This is a genomic window from Pseudoalteromonas sp. MBR-15 (genome assembly GCF_053628915.1).
In genome coordinates this window covers 159015-184208 of record NZ_JBRJHH010000005.1, presented here as the reverse complement: position 1 = coordinate 184208, position 25194 = coordinate 159015, and the positions used below count along the sequence as shown (strand labels likewise).

Here is a 25194-nt window from a genome sequence, read left to right as displayed (position 1 = left end):
GTAACGAATGTGAACTAAACTCTATGACAAGTGTTTATGTTTTAAGAGTAAATAAGCAAAGGGTATAAGCATTAAGAAGTGCACACCGATTAAAACGGGCGTAGCTAAGTTTAAATACTGTGTTATAAACACCAGTAAACTTGCGCCACTCATTTGCATTAAACCAATAAGTGCAGATGCAGTCCCCGCTTGTTTTGGGTATAAGCTTAACGCTCTACCGGCTGATGACCCTAAAGTTAATGCAAAGCCAAATGCAGCTATAAACATGGGGAACATGAGGGCAATAGCGCTACGCTGCTGGCTTAAAATGAGCATTAAACCGCCAGAGAGCACTAATAACATAAGGCCAATTTTTAATGCGCGTTTAGGTTGTCGCTTTATATACAAAGGCATTATGAAACTAGCTAGAATGCTAAGCACGGCGTTACAGGTAAACCAAAAAGTAAAATCGCTGACGCTACCGCCTAATTCAGTAATAAGCCAGCCGGGTGCTAAGGTTACAAACACCAAAATTGCTGACATAGTCACTAAACAAATTAAGCTATGAAATAAAAACAGAGGGGTGCTGATTATGGGAATAAAGCGCCGTAAATCAAGAATGTGACCACTGTATACACTGTCGGCAGGGCGTGTTTCTTTATAAAGTATTAGCGTAATAAGTAAGCCTGCGAGGGCAAAGGCAGCCATAAATAAAAAGTTCATACGCCAGCCAAATTGCACCGTTAACCATGCACCTAAAATAGGGGCGAGGGCAGGGATAAAACACACGATACCATTGAGGTAAGTAATTATCTGACCGCTGCGCTCACTGCCAAATCTGTCTCTAACTATGGCAAATGCCACGACAAAGGTTGCACAGGCGCCCAAGCCTTGCAGTGCTCTTGCGATCATAAGACTGGTAAAGTCAGGAGATAGGTAAGCGCCATACGCAGCCAAACCATATAAAGTTACTCCTGCAATGGCGACAGGTTTACGGCCAAACTTATCTGCTAAAGGACCTGCGATTAACTGCCCAAGTCCTACGGTCAGCATAAAAATTGCGACGGTTTGTTGTACTTGTTTCTCCGATGCATGAAACTGGTCTGCAATAGTTGGAAAAGCCGGTAAATAAATATCAATAGCTAACGGGCTAAAGATAACCAGAAGGCCTAAGATGAATAGTAAACTGGGGTTTTTGTGCTGGCGTGACTGCATTCGCTCTCCTTAAAACGGTATTTTATGTGCCCCTTAAAGAAAAGAAAAGCGTTGATGCGGGTTATTGTGTGATACATACGTTGTCATTATGTTTGCGCGAGTAATGGTTACTTTAAATTTTCATTTCGCTATCTGGTCTGATGTGTTAGTTTTTATTTCTAATAAAAAAATTGGATAGATGTCGTGAGCTCACAATCGAATCTGTTAAAAATTTGGTCGAAGTGCCAGTCTTTGCCAAAAGGAAAATGGCTTTTTAGTAAAGCCGTGTGTTTTAAAGCGCCTTACTTTGCTTCAATAAAGCCTGTCGTCAATGAATTGAAATTGGGCTATTGCAGTGCAACGGTTAAAAATCGCCGTGCGATACATAATCATATTGGTACGATACATGCCATTGCTCAGTGTAATATTGCTGAATTATGTGCAGGGCTAATGGTTGATGCCACCGTACCTGCTAAAACGCACCGTTGGATCCCAAAAAGTATGACGGTTAATTATTTAGCAAAAGTGGATAGTGATATGCGCGCAGTGGCTGAGATAGATTTCCCTCGGCAATGGCTAGATAAAGAAGATTTAGTTGTACCCGTTAAGGTGTATAACAGCCGCGATGAATTGGTATTCACCGCAGACATTACAATGTATATAACGGCTAAAAAGCGTTAAGACTTGTCAGCGGCTTGTTTATTAACAAATGACAAGTCGTTGTCATCATCGACTAGCAGCGAGGATGTACTTTCTTCGCTCGCTTCAGGTTTAATAGGGGCAACGTTGTCTTCTTCGTGTCGATGTTTTAGGCTGCCTTCTATCATTGCACCTGCTTCAATGCTTAAAGTGTCGTGAAAGACATCACCATGCACTTCGGCACTACTTTCAATCATCACTTTGTTTGCAATCAACGAACCAATAATTTTACCTTTAACGACCACGCTATCAGCTTCGATCATGCCTTCAATCATACCGGTTAGGCCAATCACTAAATGCTTTACACGCAAATCACCTTCAATTCGACCATCAAGTTGAACTTCACCTTGGCTGGTGAGTGAGCCCGTCAAACGCATATCTTCTGCAATGATAGAGGGAGTGTGGTTGGTTCTTTTTAAAGATGAGCTACTGCTGGTTGCTGCTTGTTTTTTCTTACCGAACACGAGAAAGCGCCTTTGTTATTTTAACTGGATTGACATGTTTACCATTCACTAAAACTTCGTAATGTAGGTGCGTGCTGGTGCTTCGACCAGTGCTACCCATTAAACCAATTACATCGTCTTTAGTGACTGTTTGGCCTTTTTTCACCTTAATTTTATTTAAGTGACCAAAGCGTGTTACGAAGCCATTTTTATGTTGTAGCTCGATAAAATTACCATAGCCGCCATTGCGACCTGCGCGAAGTACGGTGCCATCCGCAGGCGCAAAAATTTCTGTTTTGTGCCAACCTGCCAGGTCTACTCCTTTATGAAAAGCGCGACGGCCATTCATTGGATCTTTACGTAAACCGTAACTGCTTGAAATATAGTAATCGGCTGCAGGCAGTGTTTGCGGTAGTTCACTTAATAAATTTTCTAAATTGTTTAATGCCAAGAGTTTGTCTGCAATGGCCAAAAATTGACTGGGTATTTTAGACTCATCAAATAAGTCTAACGGACCCCCTTGTGCTGTGTCGGTATCTTCAGCTACAGAACTGCGAGCAAGAGCGCTGTCTAATCCTGCCCCTTCAAGCATTGCGATAATCTCTTCGTGGCGTTGCTTAATTTGCTGTTCTAAAAAATTGAAGGTGTAGTCATAGCTCTTATTAAGGCGTGTAATGCGCATTGAGGCGCTTTCGTATTGTTTTGCCTGTGCAGGTAGTTGCTCGTCTTCTAATGGGGCATGAAACTCGTCTGCGTTCTCTTGAATCGGCAGTAGGATAGGTTCAGCCTCATTATTTAATGCTGGTTTGTTCATTGACTCAGGTAAAGACTCAATCATGCTTTGCAGTAAAGCTTGTTTTTGCTCTAACACCGCCAATTGTTCAAGTTGTTTTGTGTAAATGGCTTGCTGTTGTTGGTATTGCTTTTGCCATTCTTGTTGTTTGCTAAGCTGGGTTTGCTCTATTTGAGACATTTTGTCAGCTTGTGAAATGATTTGTAATGTTGACACGCTCAACCAAACAAGAGCGGTTAAAACGACGAGTAAAGTCGTTAATTGTACCCAAGGTGCTAATATAAGGTGTTTTACTTCGCCGTTTTGACGGATCAGCAGCTGTCGAGCTGGAAAAAACGTGCGATAAAAAGACTTAAGTTTAACTAACATGGCGTACATAAATCGGCTAATAACCGAGCTAAGATAGCAATCTGAACTAAAAAAGCTAGCAAAAAATTGTAACTCAGTTAAAAAAAGTACAAAAAAAAGGGCAAAAAATGCCCTTAGTTTATGAAAATAGATAAGTATTTCTATTTAGCAGGTAATACGGTGCCTTCAACTCTGCCGAAGCCAATACGTGCAAAACCTTCTTTTTCACACCAGCCACGCATAATAACGTTGTCACCATCTTCTAAGAAAGTACGTTGTTCACCGTTCTCAAGTGTGATTTTTTCTTTACCACCACGTGAAAGCTCTAATAAAGAACCCGCTTCTTCGTGCTCTGGGCCAGATTGCGTACCCGAACCAAGCATGTCACCAGGTTGGAAGTTACAGCCGTTTACCGTGTGGTGTGTGACCATTTGTGCCACTGTCCAGTATGAGTGCTTGAAGCTTGATTTAGAAACTAGCGTTGGAGCGTGACCTTCTTTACGCATTTTTTCAGTTTCAATTTGCACATCCATCTTAATATCGAATGCACCAAATTCACGGTTGTGCGTCGATTCTAAGTAGTCCATTGGTTGCGGATCATTTTCATCGCGCGTCCACTGTGTTCTATAGGGTGCAAGTGCTTCTGTTGTTACAATCCATGGTGAGACAGTTGATGCAAAGTTTTTCGCAAGGAATGGACCTAAAGGTTGGTATTCCCATGCTTGCAAGTCACGTGCTGACCAGTCATTGAATACACAGAAACCAAATACATGGTTTTCAGCGTTTTCGATGGTAATTGCATCGCCCAGCTCGTTACCTTTACCTAAGTAAATACCGAGCTCTAATTCGTAATCTAGGCGTTTACACGGGCCAAATGAAGGTACTTCAGCGTCAGGTGCTTTTGTTTGACCATTTGGACGGTGGAATGTTTGACCTGATACATCAATCGATGAAGAACGACCATGATAGCCAATGGGTACCCATTTATAGTTAGGCAGTAAAGGATTATCAGGACGGAATAAGCTGCCGACAGCCGTTGCATGGTAGATAGAGGTATAAAAGTCTGTGTAATCACCAATGCGACATGGCAGTGCAAATTCTATATCAGCCTGTGCAATGAGGGCGTCAGTAAGCTGAGCTTGCTCTTTGGCGCCTTCGCGAAGTGCGTTTGATAATGCATGACGCAGTGCAGACCAGTATTGCTGACCTAAACCCATAAACTCATTAAGCGTTGCTTTGCTAGCCGCTGCAACAGCAACCTGTGCATCACCTGAGAAGATACCAAGTTCATTCACTTTCGCTAAATCAATTACTTGATCGCCAATAGCAACGGCACCACGAAACGCTTCGTCTGAGTTTTTACGACGAACTTCTGCGAATGGTAAGTTTTGAATCGGGAAGTCACAGTTCGCTTCGTTTGCTGAACTCACCCAGCTTTTTAAATTAATATCATGGGTTTCGTTAATTAGGCTCATACTCTTTCCTTATTAGTTCGCGCTGATGTGTTAGATAGTGATATGGAGGCAATCTGCGCAATTTAAACAGTTACGTTGAAAACAGAAATCAAAACGACAAAAAGCAGCGTGTTAAACACGCTGCTTTTTTGGTTACGTGTGGTTTAGATTACACCACGACGCTCTTGATCACGTTCAATAGACTCAAACAATGCTTGGAAATTACCTTCACCAAAACCACCGTCGTCTACACGTTGGATCATCTCAATAAAGATAGGACCAAAAAGGTTCTTCGAGAAGATTTGTAACAAGTAGCAGTTTTCGCTCTGGCTATCGACAAGAATTTGGTGCTCACGGATTTTTTCTTTGTCTTCTTTAACCCAAGGTACACGGTCAAAAATGGTGTCGTAGTACTCAGGGATGATATCTAGCGTTGCAATTGTTGATTGGTCTAGCTTATCAAGTGAACCTACTAGGTCATTCGTTAGGAATGCTAAGTGTTGTACACCCGGACCATTGTACTCATTTAGATACTCATCGATTTGGTTGTTGTTGTTATCTTTACCTTCGTTGATTGGAATAGAGAAGGTTCCGCACGGTGATTTAAGTGCATAAGATAATAACGCTGTTTTTTGACCTTTAATGTCGAAATAGCGAACTTCAGTAAAACCAAATACATTTTTATAGAAGTTAGCCCATGTTTCCATGGTGCCTTTGTAGACGTTATTTGTTAAATGGTCGATACGAAGGAAGCCCTTGTCTTCAACAACGTTTTGCTCTTCTAAGTCTTCGAAATCAGACTCATAGATTGAACCTTTGTCACCAAATTGTTCGATGAAGTAGATTAAGCTGTCACCAATACCGTAAATTGCAGGGTAAGGTAAGTCTTTGTGTGCTGAATCAGTGGCAGGTTTTGCGCCACGTTCAACCGCTACTTCAAATGCTTTTTGAGCATTCTCTACACGCCAACCCATTGAACAGATTGCTGGGCCGTGGCTTTTAGCAAATTCGGCCGAGAAACCTTCACGCTCATTGTTTAGTAAGAAATGAATGTCGTGCTGGTTATAGTAAACAATGTCTTTACCTTTGAATTTTTTGAGTTTCGAGAAACCAAAATCAGTAAATACTTTGTCCATGTAATCTGCATCAGGTGTTGCGTATTCAGTGAATTCAATGCCCACTAAACCTAACGGATTATTTACTTCGCTCATTGTCATTACTCCCGCAATTATAAGCACTGCGCTAAAAAAGTTATTGTTGTGTAATGAGCGGATGATTAACCAGAAAACCGATAAGGGGAAGATCTGAGGCTTATTTAGCGACGGTGTGTTTTGTAAATTAAATGGGACAATGATTTTAATTTCAACAATCACCCTAGGCTTAAGCAAATAGAAAGGCTTAATAGGACGCATGATGCACACTGTTTTTTGTTATTAAGCTTTTGAATTTAAATGCTTTAAATGCTTCTTTTAAAGGAGTTAAAAAGGCCAATATTGGCCTTTTTATTTAGCTTGTGTGTATTAATTAGTTTACACTTTGGCGTTGTTTGTTAAAAAACTTACTGCGTTGCTGTAACCACGGATTATTCATTATTTGTGGTGCCGTTTGGTAATGACGTTCAACAACGTGATTTAAGATGCGTGTTGAACGGACATAATTCAATTGTTGTTTTGCTGCGCCTAAGGTGGCTATTTCATTGTCTGTCATGGCTCGGCCTGCAAACAGCAGCGCATTTAAATACCCAGGCTCCGTTTCATAGTCATTATCGGTCAGCAGTAAGGTTGCTTTATCAATCGCCCAGCGCTGGTTTATTTCGCCTTCGTCTTTCACACCGATAAGCTTACCATCTAGGTAAATTTTTAGTGCTCCGTTAGTCGGCGCTGCATAGAATACAAAAGCAAGGCGATGCCACTCACCAGCGTTTAGGTTACCAAAGTAACCACTCTCAGTTGTAGCAATACCTATCGCGTTAGCTTTATTCGTATATAAGTCGGCATCGCTTATATTGGTGATATCGGTTTGTAACAGAGCGCGCCATTGTTGACTGCTTTGTTCAGGCCACAGTAAATCCATGACGAGTGTGTAATCGGCAATCAATCCGTCATTGGTAAAGTCGCCATTGGCAGCACTATTTGCTGTTAGTAGTAAGCCTTGACTTGGACTGTGCCGAGAAAACGCTAATACCCCTGAGATACCGTCTTTTAAATCAGCAATTTGTAATGCGCTGGTCGTTGAAAATTGGCTGTTTTCTTCTCCCCAATTACGTTGTTCTGGGTCGAAGAAGTTAAGAGTTGCGGGACCTAAGTCACTTTTAAACCCTTGGCTCGGATCATTAAAATTCCAGACAGTGACTACATCCTCATTTTCGCAGGCACTCAGTGTATTCTCAGTGTCTAAATATAAACACTGGCTGGTACGAAAACGGGCATAGTTATCCAGTATCCACCAACTTTCGGCCAATAAATTTGCCTCTAATGCTGGCACAGTCGGGAAGAATAAGGTGCTATTGAGGGCAGGGCCTTTAAAAAGTGCCACTTGATACTGTGCAGCATCGTCAATACTCGCGGGGGCTAAGTAAACCCACTCAGGTTGGCTTTGTACCATGGCTTTAAGCTCAGCGCCTGTGACATTGACTTGGTAAATTGCATTGAAGCCTGATGTATTTGAGGGTTGGCGCTCAACTTTAAACGCGGCATGAAAATCTTCTTGTGTGAGTGTGCCGGGCAACCAGCGATCTTGTACTTGGCTTGCATCAAAAAGGGCTGCATCAATAGCTGCAAATTGTTGTTTTGTTGCTTTCGCTGTGAGCAGGGCTACTTCCTCCGCGCTTGGGTAGTTTTCAGACACAGCAATTTCGGTATTGGCGTCGGGGGCATAGCGGCCCATAATTTCGTCTATTGCTGTTTTTGTGTCTGTGCTAACTGTCATTATGTCGCTGGTCGATACCGTATTGTAATCAACATCGGTGATACTTTTATCTTTAAGGTCGAAGGTTAAGGTTAAATCGGTTAGACCTTGGGCAAAAAAGTTTGGCTGAATTACAAGACTGCCGTTTTCGAGAGTTTGATAATTTTCGCCGCCATGGGTGTGCCCACCGAGCACTAAGTCAATGCCAGATACAGTGGTAGCAATACGCGTATCAGTGCCTTCCCCAAGGTGGCTTACCATCACCATGTAGTCTACGTCTTGTCGATATTGATTAACGATTTGCTCTGCCACTTCCTGCCATTGCCAGTTCATTTTGAAGTTAGCAATAAAATCTGGAATTGGATCATCTTCAATCGGATTATCAAGCTCATTCCATGGCACTGAAGTCATGCCAAAAAAAACAATACGCAGACAGCCTACCTTTACCACTGAAAAATCAACCGCTGCAAATTCACTGTCGGCATTACCGTCGTATTCCGTGTTGCTGGCAAGCACAATGGCATTATCGTCATCGGCAAAATCAAGTAATTGCTCAGGACCCCAGGCGTAATCGTGATTACCAATAACCCTCACATCAAATGCCATTGCTTTAATGGCTTCAACTGTAGCTAAGCCTTGCGATGTTTGTTCAGCAACCGTGCCTTTTTCATAGTCATCCCCACCATTTGTAAAGAGGGTGTTTGGGTTCGCTTGCTTTGCATTGTCGTAATAACTGCGGATACGACTAAAAAGCTGCTCTTTAAACCCAAAGCGGGCATGTAAGTCGGCTACATGGATAAAGCGGACGGTTTGTGATGTTGCGTTATCATCACATTGTTCACCAATCGTTTTACTGACCGCAGGCACATTGCGCGACTTTAAAGCAAATGTGCCAAACTCAGTGATTTGACTGACTGCAAAGTCATCGTCATTTTTTATTGTAGTAAGGGGCTGCCATTGCTCATTTTTTAAAATTACGATGCTAAAAGCAACATCAGCTTGTTGCTCTGGTAGCTTAATCGCTAAGGTTAGTGGGTCTGAAAAAACCACATTATTCGGTCTGAATGTATAGCGCGCAGAGACAATGCCTTGGTCAGTATCGGTAGGTGTCGCAGCTGTTGATGTATACGTGAACGTTGTGTCTGTTGTGACGGTATTCTTTGGGGCTGTGAGAATGACTTTGCCATTATCAAACTGCTCAGTTAAGCCATTATCGGCAGAAATAATTAACCCGGTTTGAGTAGGGGGGACTGCTGTTTCTTTTGTTGTTTTGTCACCCCCGCAGGCTGCGAGTAATGAAATAGTTAAAAAAACTGACAGTTGAATTAAAAAGCGCAATGTAACGTCCTTGCCGATATACCGATTAACGTTGGATTATAGTATCAGTATTGAGGACGGGGAAGTAGCCTTTAGAAAGAAAATCCCCACAGCAGGCGCTGTGGGGAAACGTATTATTGCTTTTCAGCAGTCACTTCTAGCTCTTCTGCAAGAATGTGTTCTTGTGTGTGAGGCACATGCTGACCTTCAGCACCGTGCATCCACTTAACAAGTTTATCGCTTAATAAGTACATGATGACAGCAGAGATGATTGCTGTCGCACCTAAACCAATAAAGATACCCATTGCATTTTCAACAGCCGCTTCGCCTTCGCCTAGGAAAGAACCTACGAAACCTGCAATCTTGTTTGCAACAGCTGTACACAGGAACCAAATACCCATAAGCATTGACGCTAAACGCAGTGGTGCTAGTTTACTTACCATTGATAAACCAATTGGTGATAAACATAGCTCACCTAGTGTATGGAATAAGTAAAATAACACGAGCCACATCATGCTGATTTGCAGGTTATCGCCTTGACCTTGCGTCATTAGTGCCAAAATCATGGTGATAAAGCCAAGTGCTAAGAAGATAAGTGCAATAGCAAACTTAACTGGTGAGTTAGGCTCACGCTTATCAAGTTTTAACCAAATAATGGCAACGAGCGGTGCAAATACAATGATGAAAATAGAGTTTAACGATTGGAACCAAGATGCAGGTACTTCAAAGTCAAATAGCATACGGTTAGTGTAGTCGTTGGCAAATAGGTTCATAAGACCACCTGCTTGCTCAAACCCCATCCAGAAGATGATACTGAATACACTCATTGTGAAGATAACTTTAATACGGTCAGTTTCCACTTTAGTCAGTGGCTCTTTCGTGTTTGATTCTGATTGTGCTTGTGAAAGCTTAGCAGAAGGAACCACACCGATATCGCCTAGGTATTTGTTGCTCAGTGCAAGTTGCATTAGTACAGAGATCACCATACCGATACCTGCCACTACAAAGCCCCATTGCCAGCCCATTGATGCAGCAGCATAGCCAGCGATAAGTGGACCAAGTGCACCCCCTAAGTTGATACCCATGTAGAAAATAGTGAACGCGCCATCACGACGTTGATCACCTTCTTTATATAGATCACCTACCATTGTTGAGATGTTTGGCTTAAATAAACCATTACCTAAACACAGTAGTGTTAAACCAAGATAGAAAACGTTTTCTTCTTGGCCTGCTAAATAGCTGTGAGGAATACCCATGGTAAAATGGCCAGCAGCCATTAATAAACCACCTAGGATAATTGCTTTACGCTGACCTAGCACGTTATCAGCTAACCAACCACCAAGTAATGGCGTAATATAAACAGCCATAGTGAAGGTACCGTAAAGGCTCAATGCATCAGCATTTGACCAACCAAAACCACCTTCTTGAACAAGTGCAACTAAGTACAGCACTAAAATGGCACGCATGCCGTAATAACCAAATCGTTCCCACATTTCTGTGCCGAACAACAGGAATAACCCCTTAGGATGCCCTAAAAAGTCACCTGCTTTAGGTAATGAACTCATATTTACTTCCTAACTTTAAGTTTTTGTTGAGGCCTTGTTATTTTTGCATTGGTCGTTCTGTGTATTTTATTGTTGAACGGGCGGCCATGTGTGTGATGCAGCTAAGATAATGGTTTGTTGTTCAAGTTATGAACTTGAGGGTAAGAGACACACCCTTATCCTAGCTACATGCGCGCTACAGTATACATAGACCTTCAGTTCAGGGGAAGGGTTATAGGCCAGTGTTTAGTAGCTTTGGTAAGGTACAACGGGCTTTCCAGGGAAGGTCAGTTCACTATAAACCGGCTTAAAGTAGTACCTAAAATAGAACTGTGCATAGTTTGGTTCGTAAAAATCTGCACGATCTAAATTTAAATATCCGCCAAAAAACCAATGGGGTGTAAAACGGTATTCAAAACTGGCTCCTAAGTTATAAGAAAGCCCATTACTTTTATCATCTTCAAAAATAGGCGTCACTCCGGTTACGTCTGTTTGCGCGTGTGCTTGAGCCTGCAAAAGAGCATCGTTCGGGAAAAATTCAATTTCGTCAGTCGTTGTTGTTGACCACGATACACCCCCACGAAGACGATAAATAAAATTGTGACCAATTCGGTGATCATAAACCACAGGAAAAGAAGCCCCTAAGTAGTTTTGCGGGCTGTAATAGCCACCATGGCCCCACGTTTCTTCACTTAAATTATATTTATAAGACCAGTGTAATAGGTTAATGCCCAAGCTTAACTCTTGATCCCGCTGTCGGATGGCTCGGTAGTAACTGCCCCCCATAAGACTGTAACTTTGATTGTCTTTAACGTTTTTACCTTTGAGCAATTGATAGTTTGTGCTGCCCCAAAATCCCCAGTCGAGTCCTAGATCGTGAGAAAGGCTGAGCTGAAGTTGTGTAGCGCGTACGCCACCCCACACTTGGTTAGTGAATACATCTTCTAGACCAGCATACGATAAAACTGAGCTGGTGACAGGGCGTTTATTCACTGTAACACCATAGCCAAAATCACCAATATCGCCGTTGTAATCAATGCCCCAAACAATGTCCTCAACTAAAAAGCCCAGTGGGGTCGTGCCAATATCAAAGCGCCACTGTTCGTTTTGCCACGCAAGGCCAATATCGATACCTTGTTGCTTCGGCTTAATACTGGTCAATGGGCAATCGAAAATACACAACGCACCTTGTCCGTAGCGGCTACCCGCGAAGGTTTCATCAAAACGTGTTTCTTGACTTGAAATCGTCATCGGATCGAGTTTAACAATACCGGTGCCGCCAAAAAGCGGGAAACCAGCCTCTATGGGAGTGGCACCGGCCCCTAATGATGACTCATTTTGAGTGCTGGTTTGGCTGCTAAGGTTGATGGCCGCAGTAATATACGCCTGCTCATCGCGCTCAATACGTTGCAACTGGCGTTTCGCATTATTGACGTACCAAGGTGCATCGTCGTCCAGCGCGTAAAGCGCATAATTTTGTTCATCACTGAGAGTGGTCTGGTTGTGTGTTTGCGGGGCGATTGCAGTACGATACCAATTCTCTGCACGGGTAGTTTGTTCAAGCGAATCGGCAACGGATGCCGCTTGATAATAAAGCTCGGCATTATTGTTTGACTTGGCGAGTAATTGTTGAGCGAGCTTGAGGGCTGTTGACTGGTTTTTAACATTACCGAGGGCAGCCATTAGCTGTTGTTGGCGGTATGCCTCTTGTGCATTAACAGCATGGACCTGTTCTGCAATGATGTGATCCGCTAAAAGGTGCTCACCTTGCTCTCGACTTAATTTAGCAACTGCCAATGCGGTATCAATCGAAACACTGAATCCGGCCGCAGTGTGTTGTTGGTATCGGTTGATTGCAGCGTCGCTTTCACTTTGTTCAATATACGCAGTGATAAGGGCTTCAGCTAATTGGGGATTATTATTGTGTTGCTGATCGAGTGAGCTCAGTTTTGCAATACGACGTTGTCCTTGCTCGAAGGTATTAATGTAGTCAATTTGCAAAGCTAACCACTGCGCTTGCTCGGCCTCAGTTGCCTTAGTGGGTAATTGGTAATGCGCAAGCCATGTGTCGGTGTCTGCTTGATTAGCGCTTTCGATAAGCCAGCCACCATAGAGCATATGCCAGTAAGGGTTGAGACTTGGATCGCGCGTAAGCGCCTTCTTTAACTGTCGAATAGCATAGTTATTTTCATTAATTTGTCGCCACTGAGTTGCCAGCTCTGCCTGCATAAGCGGGGTGAGTGGTTGCGCTTCTAATTCCGTGAGTTTATAAATAATTGTGGCTTTATTCGTTGCCGTATTATTTGTCGCAAGCTTTTCAAGTTTGGCATTAATACTCAGTTGCTCTGTTAATACATTAATTTGCTCAGTGCGTGCGTTATTTGGAATATAATCAAGGGTTGCTAATGCCCCCTCGTAGTCATTTAATGAGCGTAAAAACAAAGCATGACTGTAGCGAAGTTCAGCATCAAGAGGGAACTGCCATAAGGTTTTTTTGTAAAGAGCTTTAGCATGATCAACCAACCCCTGTTGTTGGTATAAGTTTGCTAGATCATAGTACAACCAACTTTGGCGCGGGCTTTGTTTTATGGCGACTAATAAGCGTTGTACAGCTCCATCGAGGTCACCTTTGGCGGTTAATTCATCGGCTTGTTCACGTAATTGCTGAGTTTGTAAAAGTGTATAATCTTGGGCTATAAGCGCTTGCTGCTGAGTGCTTAAACCATTATAAAACTGATGGCTTCTCGTATAATTACCATCTGACGCACTGAGGCGAAGCATTGCGCTTAGGGTCGATTCTGCCAGTGGATCGTTTTTTAATACTTGCTTATACAAATTCATAGCCGTTTGATATTGGCCACTTTGTTCAGCAAGTTGTGCGCGGTAAAACAGCACAGTGTCTGGGTCTTCATCGAGAGTGTCGGCTAAATTTAGCTTAAGTTCAGCACGTTTAAAGTGTGATGCACTGAGTGCCGATTTTGCCTCATCGATGTACTGCCAAAATCGTGCTGTGTTTGCTAAGCCTTTTAATACGGTAATACGATTTACATCTGTGCTGAACTGTTGTGCTTTTTTAAAAAAGTTGTAAGCCTGCGCATTATTGCCTTGCCGAAGATTAAGCAAACCCAAACTATTATAGATTTCTGGGTCTGTTGGACGCCCTGATAACGCAGAATTAAAATACTTCTGTGCTTTTGAAAAATCTTTCTTTTCAAGTGCTTGGTTGCCTCTAACCCACGCTTTGTAGGCAGGATCTGCAAGCTTTCTTTGCTCTGCTTGGTATTTTTTTTCAAAATCACTAAATTGTAACTGCCCCTTACTGCTTTTTGGGTACGCTTCAAAATAACGTGCATAGGCACGCATGGTTTGTTGGTTAAGCGGCATGTCTTCGAGTGCTGAAAGCCAAGCAAATTCGGCTTCTACACCATATTGATTACTGTGTGCGTAGTGACTTAGCAGGTCAATCGCCTGTGCATTTGCTGGATTTTTCTTAATAAGATGACGGGCATAAGCCAACTCAAAACGGCCGCTATTTGGGTAGCGTTTCATTAAAGAACGATACCCCCTTAGGGCGTGTTGATATTGGCTGCTGTCTTGGGCTAGCCAATTAATATGCTCAAGCTCGAACTCGATATTCGGATAAGTCGATTTAAATAACGTATTGTAAATTTTAACTGCTGCAGCATATTGACCCGCGCGCGCACGCAGACGAGCCTGTTGAATCGTGGCTTTATCTTCGTTATTTACTCTGGCCAAAAGTGCAAGGCTGTCAACGCAGGGGTGGGGCTGTTGAGCAATGCCTGCAAGCAAGTTGTTGGCTTGCTCTGTTTCTTTCAGCGCATACAGCACGCGTATCTCTGCACACTGCACTTGCGTGTCTTTAGGCGCGATACTCAACAGCTTATCTAAACTATTGGTCATAAGTTCAGTGTCTAGCTCAATCTCACCGAGTTGCACTTGGCTTATTAACCAATCAATAGATTGGGTATCAAGGCTGTTTTGTGTCGAAGAGGCGATTGCACTCGGACTTGCTATAATTGCAGCAAGTAACCATTTTATTGGCATTCAGCACTCCAGTTCGTAATGAGTTCGCCATTTTTATTAATGCTGAAGCGTTTGCTTAATGCGCTCGTGCCAAATAAATACAACACACTGTCATAGTAGCGGCTACTAATAAAACCGGTGTCCATCATCATTTGCTGTTGTAATGCGGTGATTGATTGCGATGCATTCTCTGCCGCTAAAAATGGCAACAGTGCAGCCCCAAAGCCGATAGGTCCCGTACCTGATACTTTCCCCGTGACAGCCTGTGTTTCTAGGGGCACTTTGCCTGAAGAAACAATGTGCTCAACCATGGGGGTTAATTGTTTCATTAATGCTGATTTGTAAGGCGCATCTTCAGCCATCAAACTGGCCCATAAATAGACCCGTATTGCATTATAACTTCCCAGAGCAGGTGCGTGTTTATCATGAAAAAAGCCTTGCTCTGCATTGTAATTAACCCAGTCAGGGCTAAACCCTTTAGCGGCTGTGCTAATAAGCATATTGGCAGAGTTGTCATGCAATTGCTGCCAAGGAGAGTGCGGATAAAGTTCAGCAAATTGCTTAAGGATAAACAGTGGGGCATAGCTTGGATTAAGCTTCCAAGTGTTTCCGTCCTTAAAGCCATTAGGTCCAGGCAGTAATGTAATCCCCAGTTTAGGAAGCTGTGCGGTTTCTTCACGAATAATACGTTCTGCAAGCACACTGCTTAGCACTGCATAGCGCCTGTCTTGCCATAGCTTGGCTGCTTGAGAGAGAGTGTATGCTATCCATAAATCAGAGTCAGAGGCTGGGTTTGAATCTAAAATTTTACCTTCACCTTCCTTTATACCCCATTTCCATGCCGGCAGGCGCGTACTTAAATCGCCTTCAGAAAGATTAACTTCCGTCCACTCTAATAATGTATCAAAGCTGGCTTGATCGTTGGCAACTAAGGCGAAGAAAAGTGCATATGATTGACCCTCCGATGTCGTTATATCATATTCGCTGCCTAAATCGATAACACGTCCTTTAGGCGAAATAAAATGCGTTTTAAACGTATTCCACTGTGGCCACGCTGCACAGGTTAATTGTGCAAAAGCGGGTGTTGAAAATGCTAAAACGAATAGCAAAGAAGCAAGAGTTTTCATTATGCTTTATCTCCTTCAGATAAACGTTTCTTTGTTAACAACATTAATAGTCGCCATAACATAAATGAAATGAGCAGTAGGGTAAGAATTGATAAAATAGCCAACAACAAAGGTTGGTCTGAAAAATGGAACCAAATTAACGTGTGGATTGGCACGTGGCCAACAAAATACTGGTCATCGGTTTTTATGGTTTTAATGCCTTGGTTATTAATAATTGCAGAGCTACCCATTATTTGTGATGTTTTCGCGTTATCTAATAGTGCATCTGTAAGCAATGAGTAAGCATTGTCGTTAGTGGCAATTAAAGACACTACTGAGCGGTCAGAATCAAAAGGCGATTGGAAACCAGATATAATGGCTAAACGGCCCAAACTCCGTATATTGACTTTAATTTTTTCGGCATCGGTACTGTCATAAGCACCATTATAAATAGCTTGATCGACAATACGTTGATTATTATCAATCAATACACTGAGAGAACTGTTTTCGGCGACCGAGCTTAAAAATGAATCTGATTTACCAATAATGACAATATCTTTGTCAGCAAAATCTAGCTGACTACTTGGAAATTGAATACTCAAACGATGAGCAGGATAACCGGTAATCGCCCCTAAATGGCCTGTAAAATTCAGCAGTAAGCTAATCGCATTTGTAGAGCTATTAGCCTCCATCACTAAAGTACTTTGATGTAAATCGGCATATTTCGTAAAGGGGAAACCGCCACTCGCAAATGCTCGTAAATTGGGTAAAGCAATATAGTGATGGAATTTACTCACATCAATTGTAGAGCTGCCATCGATAGCACCAAATTCGCCACCGGCAGGAATCGCACTGCATTCGCCTGTTTTTACAACGGCAAAGTTAAAGTCATAAGTGAGTTGGTTGTTAGTGGTTAAATCAAGCCCTGTTAGCTCAAAATCTTGGCGTGATTGGCTTGGGTTTATGTCTGATAATAGCGGCAGTAACGTTTGCGTGGTAATGGTTTTACCATGGTCGTTCTCAAGAATAAAACCATCTACAAATTTGCCATTTATAAGCATATTTAAGCGCGACAACATGCCATGTTCAACAGGGGTGTTGCGGTAGTTGAGCGTAATGGGAATGCCATTTTCGCGCCATGTAAATAAGTCGGGTGCAAAGCGTAAGTCTAAACGGACAGGTTGTCCACGAAAGCCTTGTGATTGTAATTGGGTCGGGTATTCGATAAATTCATCAAAACTCACAGCACGGTCTGAACGAACCCACAGCGGCGCATCGTAAGCTTTTCTTAAAGGCAGGCTGGCAATTGCGTCAACGGTGGCGCTTCGACCTGTCATGACTTTATAGCCAAACACTAATCCAACAACTGCCTCTTTTAATTGCTCTGTGTTTTTGCCTAACACTAATAAAACTTTTGCATAGCGATGTGTCGGGCTACTGATGATTTCGATTGTTGGCTTATCGACATCGGGATAATTTAGTAAAAAGTCAGGCTTATTATCATTGGTTGCAAACACCACACTATGCTCAGTGGGCGTACTATTGATATGGACAGGAAACTGCGCTTTACGCCATTTCGCTTGCGCACCAAAAAAACTTGATAGTGCAGCGGCAGCTTCCAGTGTTGGCTCATCGGGTTGCGAAGAAAAAATAAATGGCAATGTCAGTTTGGTGTAATCACGCGAGTCAAAAAACGGCGCCGGGAAATACTCAAGTAAACTTTCAAGTGCAAGTGATTGTCTCTCAATGCTGATATGACTACTTTTGCCAATTTCTGCCCAAATTGTTTTACTGTAATCGTCTTGGCACACTAAATCGTAGTAACCGATGAGTTCAAAACGCACTTGGTTAAAATCTTTAATTAGCTTGGGATTAAGCGCAACACTGTGCTCGGCTACACTGCCGAGTACCGTATTTTTATCGTCAATAGGTAATACAGTGACTAAGTTTTCATTGAAAAATATTTTTAGATGCGAGACTCGGCCTATTAAAGAAGGTGAGTAAGTATATGAAAAGTTAAGCGTTAACTTTTTCCCGAGCCTGTCTAAACGATTGGTAAACTCAACACGTGTATTACTACTCACGCCATCGAGTTTAAACTTACTAAGCCCTAACTGTTCAAAACTGAGCGTTAAACTTTCGACAGGGGCACTTTCAGGGTAACCATCATCAAAAATAGATTTATCAGGGAGTGGCTCTGCGCTCATAGCCCAGCCAGATAAACTGAGAGTGCCAACTGCTAATAACAAGGTTAATAGTGATTTCATCATGATGGTTTAAACGCTTTTGTTGGTTTTTTAGGTAATAACGAGGCCACAAAATATAAGACCTGCGATACAAATACAATGACGGGTCTTAATTCATTTGGAGCGTGGAAAATCAAGTTCTTAAAGCCTCGAAGGCTGGTGTAAAATACATTTGAAAAACTGTATGACGGTTTATCGTGTTTAAAGTTTTCTTGCCAATCAAGCCAGGCATCTGCACGAGAGAAGGTGCATTGAATAAACGCTTTTTGTTTTTCTAAATCTAGATCACGAAGCGTTAAGCCCAATTGTTTGTCGCGTGTGTTGCAAATGTAGGTGGCAAATGAATACTGCTTAAAGCCTCGGCTCATTAGTAGTTCAACTTTATCGTTTACACGGCACAGGTGGCTATGTTCTGTTTCAAGCCCGACGCCGTTATCAGAGTAATCGGTGATTTTGACCTTTATCGTGTGTCCGTTGGCTAATCTAATTGCAGCAGGGAAGTTAGCTTTAATTCGGTGTGAGCTACGTACTTGTTTTGCTTCAGCTGCAACAGCAACCGCAGCACCCAGAATTATAACGTTGTAGCTTGCCCATAACATACTGATAATTAACACACCTATCTGAGATGTATCACCAAAAAAGAGTCTGAATACGCCATAGATCATGCCGATAACATTGATAAGTAAAAGGATGATGTAGGGCCTTGAAATAGTCCAGTCGTAATGATCGGTGTCGTTTAATCCCCCTTTTTCAGTCACATTAAACTTTCCTTTATTAGGGTTAATTAACGCAACTGTGGTGGGCTTTAAAATATACCACGCAAGAACAGACTCATAGACCTCCCCCCAAAAAGAGTAACGATACTTACCTTGAATACGAGAGTTAGTAATTTTTACCTGCAATAATGTTGGCACTATATATAAGAAAATAGCCACAAAAGGCGCATAGATAATTTGTGCATTGAAGTAAATTAGCGCAAGCGGGGCCGTTAAAAAGACAATGCGAGGGATACCAGATAAAAAGTGTAACATTGCATTGAGATAACAGAGTCGTTGAGCAATATTCAGGCCTTTACCAAACAACGGGTTATCTAAGCGGAAAATTTGCGCCATCCCTCGTGCCCAGCGAATTCTTTGACCCACATGTGCCGATAAACTGTCAGTAGCCAACCCTGCAGCTTGTGGAATATTGATATAGGTGGTTTTGTAGCCTGCACGCTGCATTCTTAATGCAGTGTGAGCATCTTCGGTGACGGTTTCAACGGCAAAACCGCCTATTTCTTCAAGCGCACTTCGCCTGAGTACAGCACACGAACCACAGAAAAATGTAGCGTCCCACATGTCATTTCCGTCTTGAATTAAGCCATAAAACAGCATGTTTTCATTCGGGATTTTTCGATGGTTTTTTAAATTTCGTTCAAATGGATCCGCAGAGAAAAAATGATGTGGAGTCTGCACTAGACACACTTTGCTGTCGTTAAGAAATTGCCCCATAGTCATTTGTAAGAAAGAGCGGGCAGGGATGTGATCGCAGTCAAAAATAGCGATATATTCGCCCTGTGTCACTTTCATAGCCTGATTCATATTACCCGCTTTAGCGTGATTATTGTCTGAGCGAGTGAGGTAGCCAACCCCAATTTGTCTTGCAAATTCAGCGAATTCAGGACGTTTACCATCATCTAAAATGTAGATGTTTAACTTATCAGCAGGCCAGTCGATGCTTTGGGCAGCAATAGTGGTAGGTTTAACGACACTTAATGGCTCATTGTAAGTCGGAATATAAATGTCGACGGTTGGCCACGTTGACGTGTCTTCATTAAGTGGTAAAGGCTTACGTTTTAGTGGGTTAATGGTTTGAAAAAAGCCTAAAATAAGCACCAGCCACGCATAGCTTTCAGCTAATAATAAGCCAATACCTAACCCTAATGCGACGGGGTCATCCCAGTTAAGCGTGTCGGTGTAGCGCCACCATAAATAACGTGTTGATGTTGTGACTGCCAGCGTGATCATGGTGATGGTGGCCATCTGTCCTTCAACGCGCCTTAGCGAGTAGGCAACGATAAGCAGTAAACTAATGAACACCGCTTGTGCTTCGATACTGAAAGGCACCGTGACAAAAACTGCCACAGCAAAAATGAGTATGGTGAAAAACGCGATTTTCAGTATGCGATTGTTCCAAATTTCAGCTTTACTAATACGCTGGTAAGATTCTGCTGATGGGTTTGTTTTAGCAAACAGCCAAAGTCGCTTAAATGCACGCACTAATTTTTTGTCGACAAGGCGCAGTATTCTGAGTGAATGCTTTATTTTTCGCCATGTTTTACGCTGCTCATAGCTTATCTGTGCCTGTGATGTTGTTGTGGTGTTGAACAAGGCTAAATAAATACTTTGCAATACAATGCGTACACAGTTACTGGGTGTGACAACGGGGCGCGTTACATGCGGATAAAAGTACTTTAACTTTTGTTTTATTAGGTTTTTTCTGTTTTTATCCAGTTTTATAAACAAGGATAAAAATAACACCAAAAAAGGCAGAATAAATGCCCCAAGTAGGCTTATTTTATGCTGATTAAAGTAGCCATGAAATTTAAAAAACACAAAACGAGTTATCTTCTTTGTAAATAACAAGCCTAAGCAGGTTTTGATGATACGTTCAGGTAATTTCATTGCTGTTGGCTTATGATTCATTATTGTTTGCACGACTAACGAGCCAACCGGCTAAGGTTTCAAAGTCATCGTTGGCAACACTGTATGGAGCACAATTAATCGCCACATTACGAAATGCGGTTGCTTCCATGATAGCTTCGTCTTTGTTGATGTATAAAGGCGCAAAAAGAGGCAATTCAGATTGCCATAGCTGTAATAAGTCAGACTCTAATTCAGACGCTGAATTAAAACGATTAGTCAAGAAGTAGTGCTGCCACGATGAACCAGACTGCTTTAAAAAATTCAGTTGCTTATACATCAAACTATGGCATATGGCGTCACAATTGATGACTTCAAGAAAAATATCTTCAGGGTCAAGCGGGTATTCAAGTGCATTAATATGTGCAGGGCAATCAAATAAGAACCACGCGTCATCGCTGTCATGAAGTTGCTGGCAATGATTTATTATATCTTTAAAGCTGCTTTTTGTGTTTGAGCCACTTCCGTAAGGTAAGAATGTGACGCCGTCATTATCTTGATGGAACTGCTCACTGGCAGATGCAAAATCGGCGTAATCACTCCATCCTAGTAAATGGTCCCATGCAAGCCCTAGGTGTAAGCCTATGTCGCTTTTAGGATCGAGATCTATTACATAGACTGTTTCATGTGATTTTCTTAAAGCACACGCAAGGTTAGCCACTACCGATGTGGTTCCAGTACCTCCTTTTATCCCTTTCACGAAAATCTTTTTCATTCTTTAGTATGTGCTTTTGTTAAATAATTTATCTTGTTGTGTATCTTTAATAGATAAAGCGATATCTTTAATTAAAGGATATTTATCGATCGTTTGACGGTTTTTTTCAACGTCGACTATTTCAATATAACCTTGATTTTTTCCGCCAAATTGGCGTAATAAATTGTCAATGTCATTTTTTGTTAAAACAGTTGATTTTTTTAATGCAAAGTCATTCATCTAATAGACCTATAACGGCAAAAACTGAATTTAATTTGTCTACGATACATGGACATAAGCTGCATTATATATAGAATAGCGCTTAAAACTAGTACTAAAGTATCTTTTAAAAGGATTTTCTGGTGCCCCATTTACAAATTACAGGATTACAAAACGCTTACTCAGCGCTCAAGCGCTGTGCAAATTATGCACTGTTGGCATCTTTAGACAATCAGTTATTAGAGTTAGTAAGACACCTATTAGCTAGTAATAAAGACCCTGTGTTCCTGCTCTCTGAGCACGTTGAGGTGTTTTTTGAGAGTGAAAATAACACGCTATTATTTAGCCTTTTTGAGCAAGGTTTGCTGCATCCTTTTCATTTACATCACGATGCAAATTTAGCAAAAAACTTACATTTCTCTCGCGGCGTGATTCAGGAATTAAAACAATATAAAGAGCTTCGAAATAGTACACTGATTTTACACTTGGATTCAGAGCTGCTAGTACCTCTTACTGAAGCGCAATTAACCAAAAAGCTCGGGTTTTACCGTGATTTATCTATTGCTAAAAACGTAACAGTTATATTCTTGATTTCGGGCTCGCGTATTAGTGATGTAAGGCGCCAGTTTCTGGCTTTAAATACGCTTTTTGATGGCCAAATTTTTATTACTCAAGAAGCCTCAATTCGTACCTTAGAATATGACTATTGGAGCCATAAAGATGGCGTAATTGCGGGTCATTCTATAAATTGTGAGCTTTTGCAGGGGCAATTGAGCGTTTTTGATGCTCATTTAGAAGAGTCGAATGAGCAAACATCATCGCAACAAGGATTAGATGAAGATGAGGTGTGGCTTGTTAAACATGCGTTGCCGCAAGGGACGAAGTTACCGCTGTCTTATAAAATAGTCGAAGATAATAATGCACTGTATAAACTAGGCCTTACAAAAAAAGCTGCTACATTAGTGTTTTCGGTAACGCGCTACACTGATTTGTCTGCATTGGCAGGTGAGTGCTTTTCGCTTCGCAAACAATGTGGTCGAAAGTTAAAGCTAGTCATTCAAAATGTAGATGGCATTATTCGCCATCAAGATGAGTGCCTCTTTTTAACGTTAGGCGTTAACCTGATTTTATACAGTTTCTCTGAGCCTTCGCGGTTACAATCACAAATTCAATCAATCCAAGGATTCCAGTTTTCAAGACCACTTCCTAACTCAATTGATGAGGTATTGAAATACAGTGAAAACGTACTGACTAAAGGGTATCTGCCGATAAATAAATTTGTTGAACAAGTTGCTAAGCATAGTGACTCAGCTGCAAATTTAGGTGTTAGCGGGGTGCTTGTTATGTTACAACTTTTACCCCGTATAGATGCAATACACCCGCTGCATTTGTTTCATGTAAAACGTGAAGGGGATATTTTTAGCTTTGCTGACGATTATATTTACCTGTATTTACATGCGTGTCGTGAGCATGACGTAGAAAGTGCGATTAAGCATTTATTTAAGCTTGAAATTAGCGACTTTTTTATGTCGAAAAATGTGATTGCAGATCATTTCTACATTCAGCAAGAATGCCGTCATCTGCAGCGCAGGTATACCAATGTTGACGTGCCTGATTACACCGAGCAATTAAAAGAAAATGTCAGTTATGTTTTTGATGCTAAAACAGCTGATATTTCTTCATTGAATAAGGAGACACCTGAATTTAAAAAGGTGATTAGGCCTATCTCTAAACCCGTAAAAGTAACTTTAAAAGGTGAGCAAATATGAGTTTAAATCAGTTCTTTATTACTTTTATTATCGCTTTATTATTGGGGGTTTTGATTAGTAATACAGGTAAAATCCTGTTTAAAAAAATAGTAAGTATTTACCGTACATTGACTTTTAGGCATGTGTTATTAACGCCCTATACTCCCAAAAAACAGAAAAAGGATTCTCAGTGAGGCTTTCAGGATTAGGTGTTTGGAACTTATACTTTTTAGTAAAGTTTTTTCTTTATAGTCGTGGTGATATTTCATTTGATCTCGTCGCAAATTTAGCGTTTTTTGCTTTTTTAGCCGTGTCATTTCAAATCAAATGGTTAACGTATTTAAAACAGAGTATCAGTGTCGTAGTTGGGGCTGCACTTTTGTATCACGATTCGTGGCTCCCCCCCATTTCACGTTTAACTAAACAAGCTGAAAATGTACAAGACTTCAGCTTTGCTTACTTTGCGGAGATTGCGACGCGAGTGATCAGTGTTGATATATTACTGGGGCTGTTTGTTTTAGTCGTGGTGTATTGGTATTCAGTAAAATGGATACGCTACACCAGTATTTCAGTGATCGGGTTTATTTACGTTTATTGGCTGAGTGCGACGACAGTAACAGATACACTCTCAACCCCTGTGGTTGTGAATAATCAATCAACGAAAAAACAGGTACCTGTCGCAGTGTCGAGTTCGTCACCACAAAAAACGTTTGATCAACAACTCGATGATTTTTATCAGCAACAAACTCAACGAAAAAGCCAATTTCCGACTAACTTCAATGGACAACCCTTTGACGTGGTTGTGCTTAATATTTGCTCTTTGGCCACTGCGGACCTTGACGCCATTGGTGTGAGACCGCGTGATTTATTTGATAACTTTGATATTTTGTTTAGTAATTTTAATTCAGCAACCTCATACAGTGGTCCTGCAGCAATAAGGTTACTGCGTGCGAGTTGTGGGCAAACTCCTCAAGACCAACTGTTTAAACCTGTAGCTAAAGAGTGTCAATTATTTAGTAACTTATCGCAGCTAGGTTATAACACGAGCGTGGCATTAAATCATGATGGTCATTTTGATGACTTTATTGGCTTGATCAAACAATACGGTGGCGTGTCAGTGCCTAATTTGGATTTTAGTCAATTTCAAGCTGCGCAATATGGTTTCGATGGAAAGCCTATTTATTCAGATGCCGCTATCTTAAGTAATTGGTTGGAGAGCCATAAAAATACCAAGCAGCCACGTGCGCTTTATTACAACACGATTAGCTTGCATGATGGTAATCAGCTAGCGGGCCGCTCTCGCATGAATAGCCTAAAGAGTTATCCAATTCGCCAGCAGCATTTATTTAGTGATATTGATGACTTTATTAGTCAGCTTGAAAGAGAAGGGCGCAATGTGTTGTTAATGGTTGTGCCTGAACATGGTGCAGCATTAGAGGGTGATAAACTACAATTTGCAGGTCTTCGTGAAATCCCAAGCCCGTCAATTGTGTCTGTACCCACTGCCGTGAAGTTTATTGGTCCTGATGTTAAACACAGCGGTTTGAATGATGTACAACAGACGATGAGTTATTTTTCGTTGTCTGAACTTATCAATAACACCATGAAACTGGATGTATTTGCGGGTACGGTGCCTGTTAAGCGTGTGCTTGATAATTTACCAAGTGCTCCGGTCGTCGCTGAAAACCAAGATACAGTTATGATGTACATTAAAGGACAGCCTTATATCCAATTAGATGGCCAAGAGTGGACCAAGTACCCAAGCAATTGAGTTT

The 25194-nt window shown here is 41.6% G+C and carries 16 protein-coding genes; 3 read left to right on the top strand and 13 right to left on the bottom strand.

Features of this window, described 5'->3' with window-relative positions; all coding sequences use genetic code 11:
* Positions 1-21 precede the first annotated feature (21 nt).
* A complete protein-coding gene (locus ACSSVW_RS08950) occupies positions 22-1194 on the bottom strand; it encodes a multidrug effflux MFS transporter (protein ID WP_182395174.1) in 1173 nt (390 codons plus the stop codon).
* Between the two features lie 183 nt (positions 1195-1377).
* On the opposite strand from ACSSVW_RS08950, the gene ACSSVW_RS08945 reads away from it, so the two are divergent.
* Positions 1378-1854, top strand: coding sequence for a hotdog fold domain-containing protein (locus ACSSVW_RS08945; protein ID WP_036966946.1), 477 nt, complete (start codon positions 1378-1380; stop codon positions 1852-1854).
* Here the strand turns inward: ACSSVW_RS08945 and ACSSVW_RS08940 are convergent.
* From ACSSVW_RS08940 to bcsR, 12 genes are all read right to left on the bottom strand, one after another.
* Entirely contained in the window at positions 1851-2336 is a 486-nt protein-coding gene (locus tag ACSSVW_RS08940; protein WP_182395172.1) for a bactofilin family protein, read from the bottom strand. The two genes, ACSSVW_RS08945 and ACSSVW_RS08940, sit on opposite strands and share 4 nt — an antisense overlap.
* Positions 2326-3477: a M23 family metallopeptidase gene (locus ACSSVW_RS08935; protein WP_454179174.1), complete on the bottom strand. Its 1152-nt coding sequence runs from the start codon at positions 3475-3477 to the stop codon at positions 2326-2328. Before ACSSVW_RS08935 ends, ACSSVW_RS08940 begins: the two co-directional genes overlap by 11 nt.
* 140 nt (positions 3478-3617) lie before the next feature.
* Positions 3618-4931 (bottom strand): fumarylacetoacetase, encoded by a 1314-nt coding sequence (gene fahA, locus ACSSVW_RS08930; RefSeq protein ID WP_454179173.1) that lies wholly within the window; start codon positions 4929-4931, stop codon positions 3618-3620.
* Between the two features lie 143 nt (positions 4932-5074).
* Positions 5075-6121, bottom strand: coding sequence for a 4-hydroxyphenylpyruvate dioxygenase (gene hppD, locus ACSSVW_RS08925; protein ID WP_036969124.1), 1047 nt, complete (start codon positions 6119-6121; stop codon positions 5075-5077).
* A 313-nt stretch (positions 6122-6434) separates the two neighbouring features.
* Positions 6435-9155 (bottom strand): metallophosphoesterase, encoded by a 2721-nt coding sequence (locus ACSSVW_RS08920; protein WP_454179172.1) that lies wholly within the window; start codon positions 9153-9155, stop codon positions 6435-6437.
* Between the two features lie 113 nt (positions 9156-9268).
* Positions 9269-10699 (bottom strand): peptide MFS transporter, encoded by a 1431-nt coding sequence (locus ACSSVW_RS08915; RefSeq protein WP_075593749.1) that lies wholly within the window; start codon positions 10697-10699, stop codon positions 9269-9271.
* Between the two features lie 225 nt (positions 10700-10924).
* Complete coding sequence (locus ACSSVW_RS08910) at positions 10925-14743, bottom strand: cellulose synthase subunit BcsC-related outer membrane protein (protein ID WP_454179171.1); 3819 nt, start codon at positions 14741-14743, stop codon at positions 10925-10927.
* Entirely contained in the window at positions 14734-15849 is a 1116-nt protein-coding gene (gene bcsZ / locus ACSSVW_RS08905) for a cellulose synthase complex periplasmic endoglucanase BcsZ (protein WP_454179170.1), read from the bottom strand. Before bcsZ ends, ACSSVW_RS08910 begins: the two co-directional genes overlap by 10 nt.
* On the bottom strand, positions 15849-18098 hold the full coding sequence (gene bcsB / locus ACSSVW_RS08900; protein ID WP_454179169.1) for a cellulose biosynthesis cyclic di-GMP-binding regulatory protein BcsB: 2250 nt from the start codon (positions 18096-18098) through the stop codon (positions 15849-15851). Before bcsB ends, bcsZ begins: the two co-directional genes overlap by 1 nt.
* Positions 18095-20761, bottom strand: a complete 2667-nt coding sequence (bcsA, locus tag ACSSVW_RS08895) for a UDP-forming cellulose synthase catalytic subunit (RefSeq protein ID WP_454179168.1) — start codon at positions 20759-20761, stop codon at positions 18095-18097. The genes bcsB and bcsA overlap by 4 nt, the downstream gene beginning before the upstream one ends.
* On the bottom strand, positions 20751-21473 hold the full coding sequence (bcsQ, locus tag ACSSVW_RS08890) for a cellulose biosynthesis protein BcsQ (protein ID WP_074989557.1): 723 nt from the start codon (positions 21471-21473) through the stop codon (positions 20751-20753). The genes bcsA and bcsQ overlap by 11 nt, the downstream gene beginning before the upstream one ends.
* Positions 21474-21476: 3 nt before the next feature.
* Entirely contained in the window at positions 21477-21692 is a 216-nt protein-coding gene (bcsR, locus tag ACSSVW_RS08885) for a BcsR/BcsP family cellulose biosynthesis protein (protein ID WP_421418581.1), read from the bottom strand.
* Positions 21693-21814: 122 nt separating this feature from the next.
* On the opposite strand from bcsR, the gene bcsE reads away from it, so the two are divergent.
* The gene (gene bcsE / locus ACSSVW_RS08880; RefSeq protein ID WP_036966973.1) at positions 21815-23440 is read left to right on the top strand and encodes a cellulose biosynthesis protein BcsE; all 1626 of its coding nucleotides are present in this window, start codon (positions 21815-21817) and stop codon (positions 23438-23440) included.
* A gap of 169 nt (positions 23441-23609) precedes the next feature.
* The gene (bcsG, locus tag ACSSVW_RS08875) at positions 23610-25190 is read left to right on the top strand and encodes a cellulose biosynthesis protein BcsG (protein WP_454179167.1); all 1581 of its coding nucleotides are present in this window, start codon (positions 23610-23612) and stop codon (positions 25188-25190) included.
* Positions 25191-25194: the final 4 nt, after the last annotated feature.

Bases quoted from the DNA above. Each gene is read 5' to 3' on its own strand.
- ACSSVW_RS08950 (WP_182395174.1), bottom strand. From the start codon at position 1,194: ATGCAGTCACGCCAGCACAAAAACCCCAGTTTACTATTCATCTTAGGC.
- ACSSVW_RS08935 (WP_454179174.1), bottom strand. From the start codon at position 3,477: ATGTTAGTTAAACTTAAGTCTTTTTATCGCACGTTTTTTCCAGCTCGA.
- fahA (WP_454179173.1), bottom strand. From the start codon at position 4,931: ATGAGCCTAATTAACGAAACCCATGATATTAATTTAAAAAGCTGGGTG.
- hppD (WP_036969124.1), bottom strand. From the start codon at position 6,121: ATGAGCGAAGTAAATAATCCGTTAGGTTTAGTGGGCATTGAATTCACT.
- ACSSVW_RS08915 (WP_075593749.1), bottom strand. From the start codon at position 10,699: ATGAGTTCATTACCTAAAGCAGGTGACTTTTTAGGGCATCCTAAGGGG.
- ACSSVW_RS08910 (WP_454179171.1), bottom strand. From the start codon at position 14,743: ATGCCAATAAAATGGTTACTTGCTGCAATTATAGCAAGTCCGAGTGCA.
- bcsZ (WP_454179170.1), bottom strand. From the start codon at position 15,849: ATGAAAACTCTTGCTTCTTTGCTATTCGTTTTAGCATTTTCAACACCC.
- bcsB (WP_454179169.1), bottom strand. From the start codon at position 18,098: ATGATGAAATCACTATTAACCTTGTTATTAGCAGTTGGCACTCTCAGT.
- bcsA (WP_454179168.1), bottom strand. From the start codon at position 20,761: ATGAATCATAAGCCAACAGCAATGAAATTACCTGAACGTATCATCAAA.
- bcsQ (WP_074989557.1), bottom strand. From the start codon at position 21,473: ATGAAAAAGATTTTCGTGAAAGGGATAAAAGGAGGTACTGGAACCACA.
- bcsR (WP_421418581.1), bottom strand. From the start codon at position 21,692: ATGAATGACTTTGCATTAAAAAAATCAACTGTTTTAACAAAAAATGAC.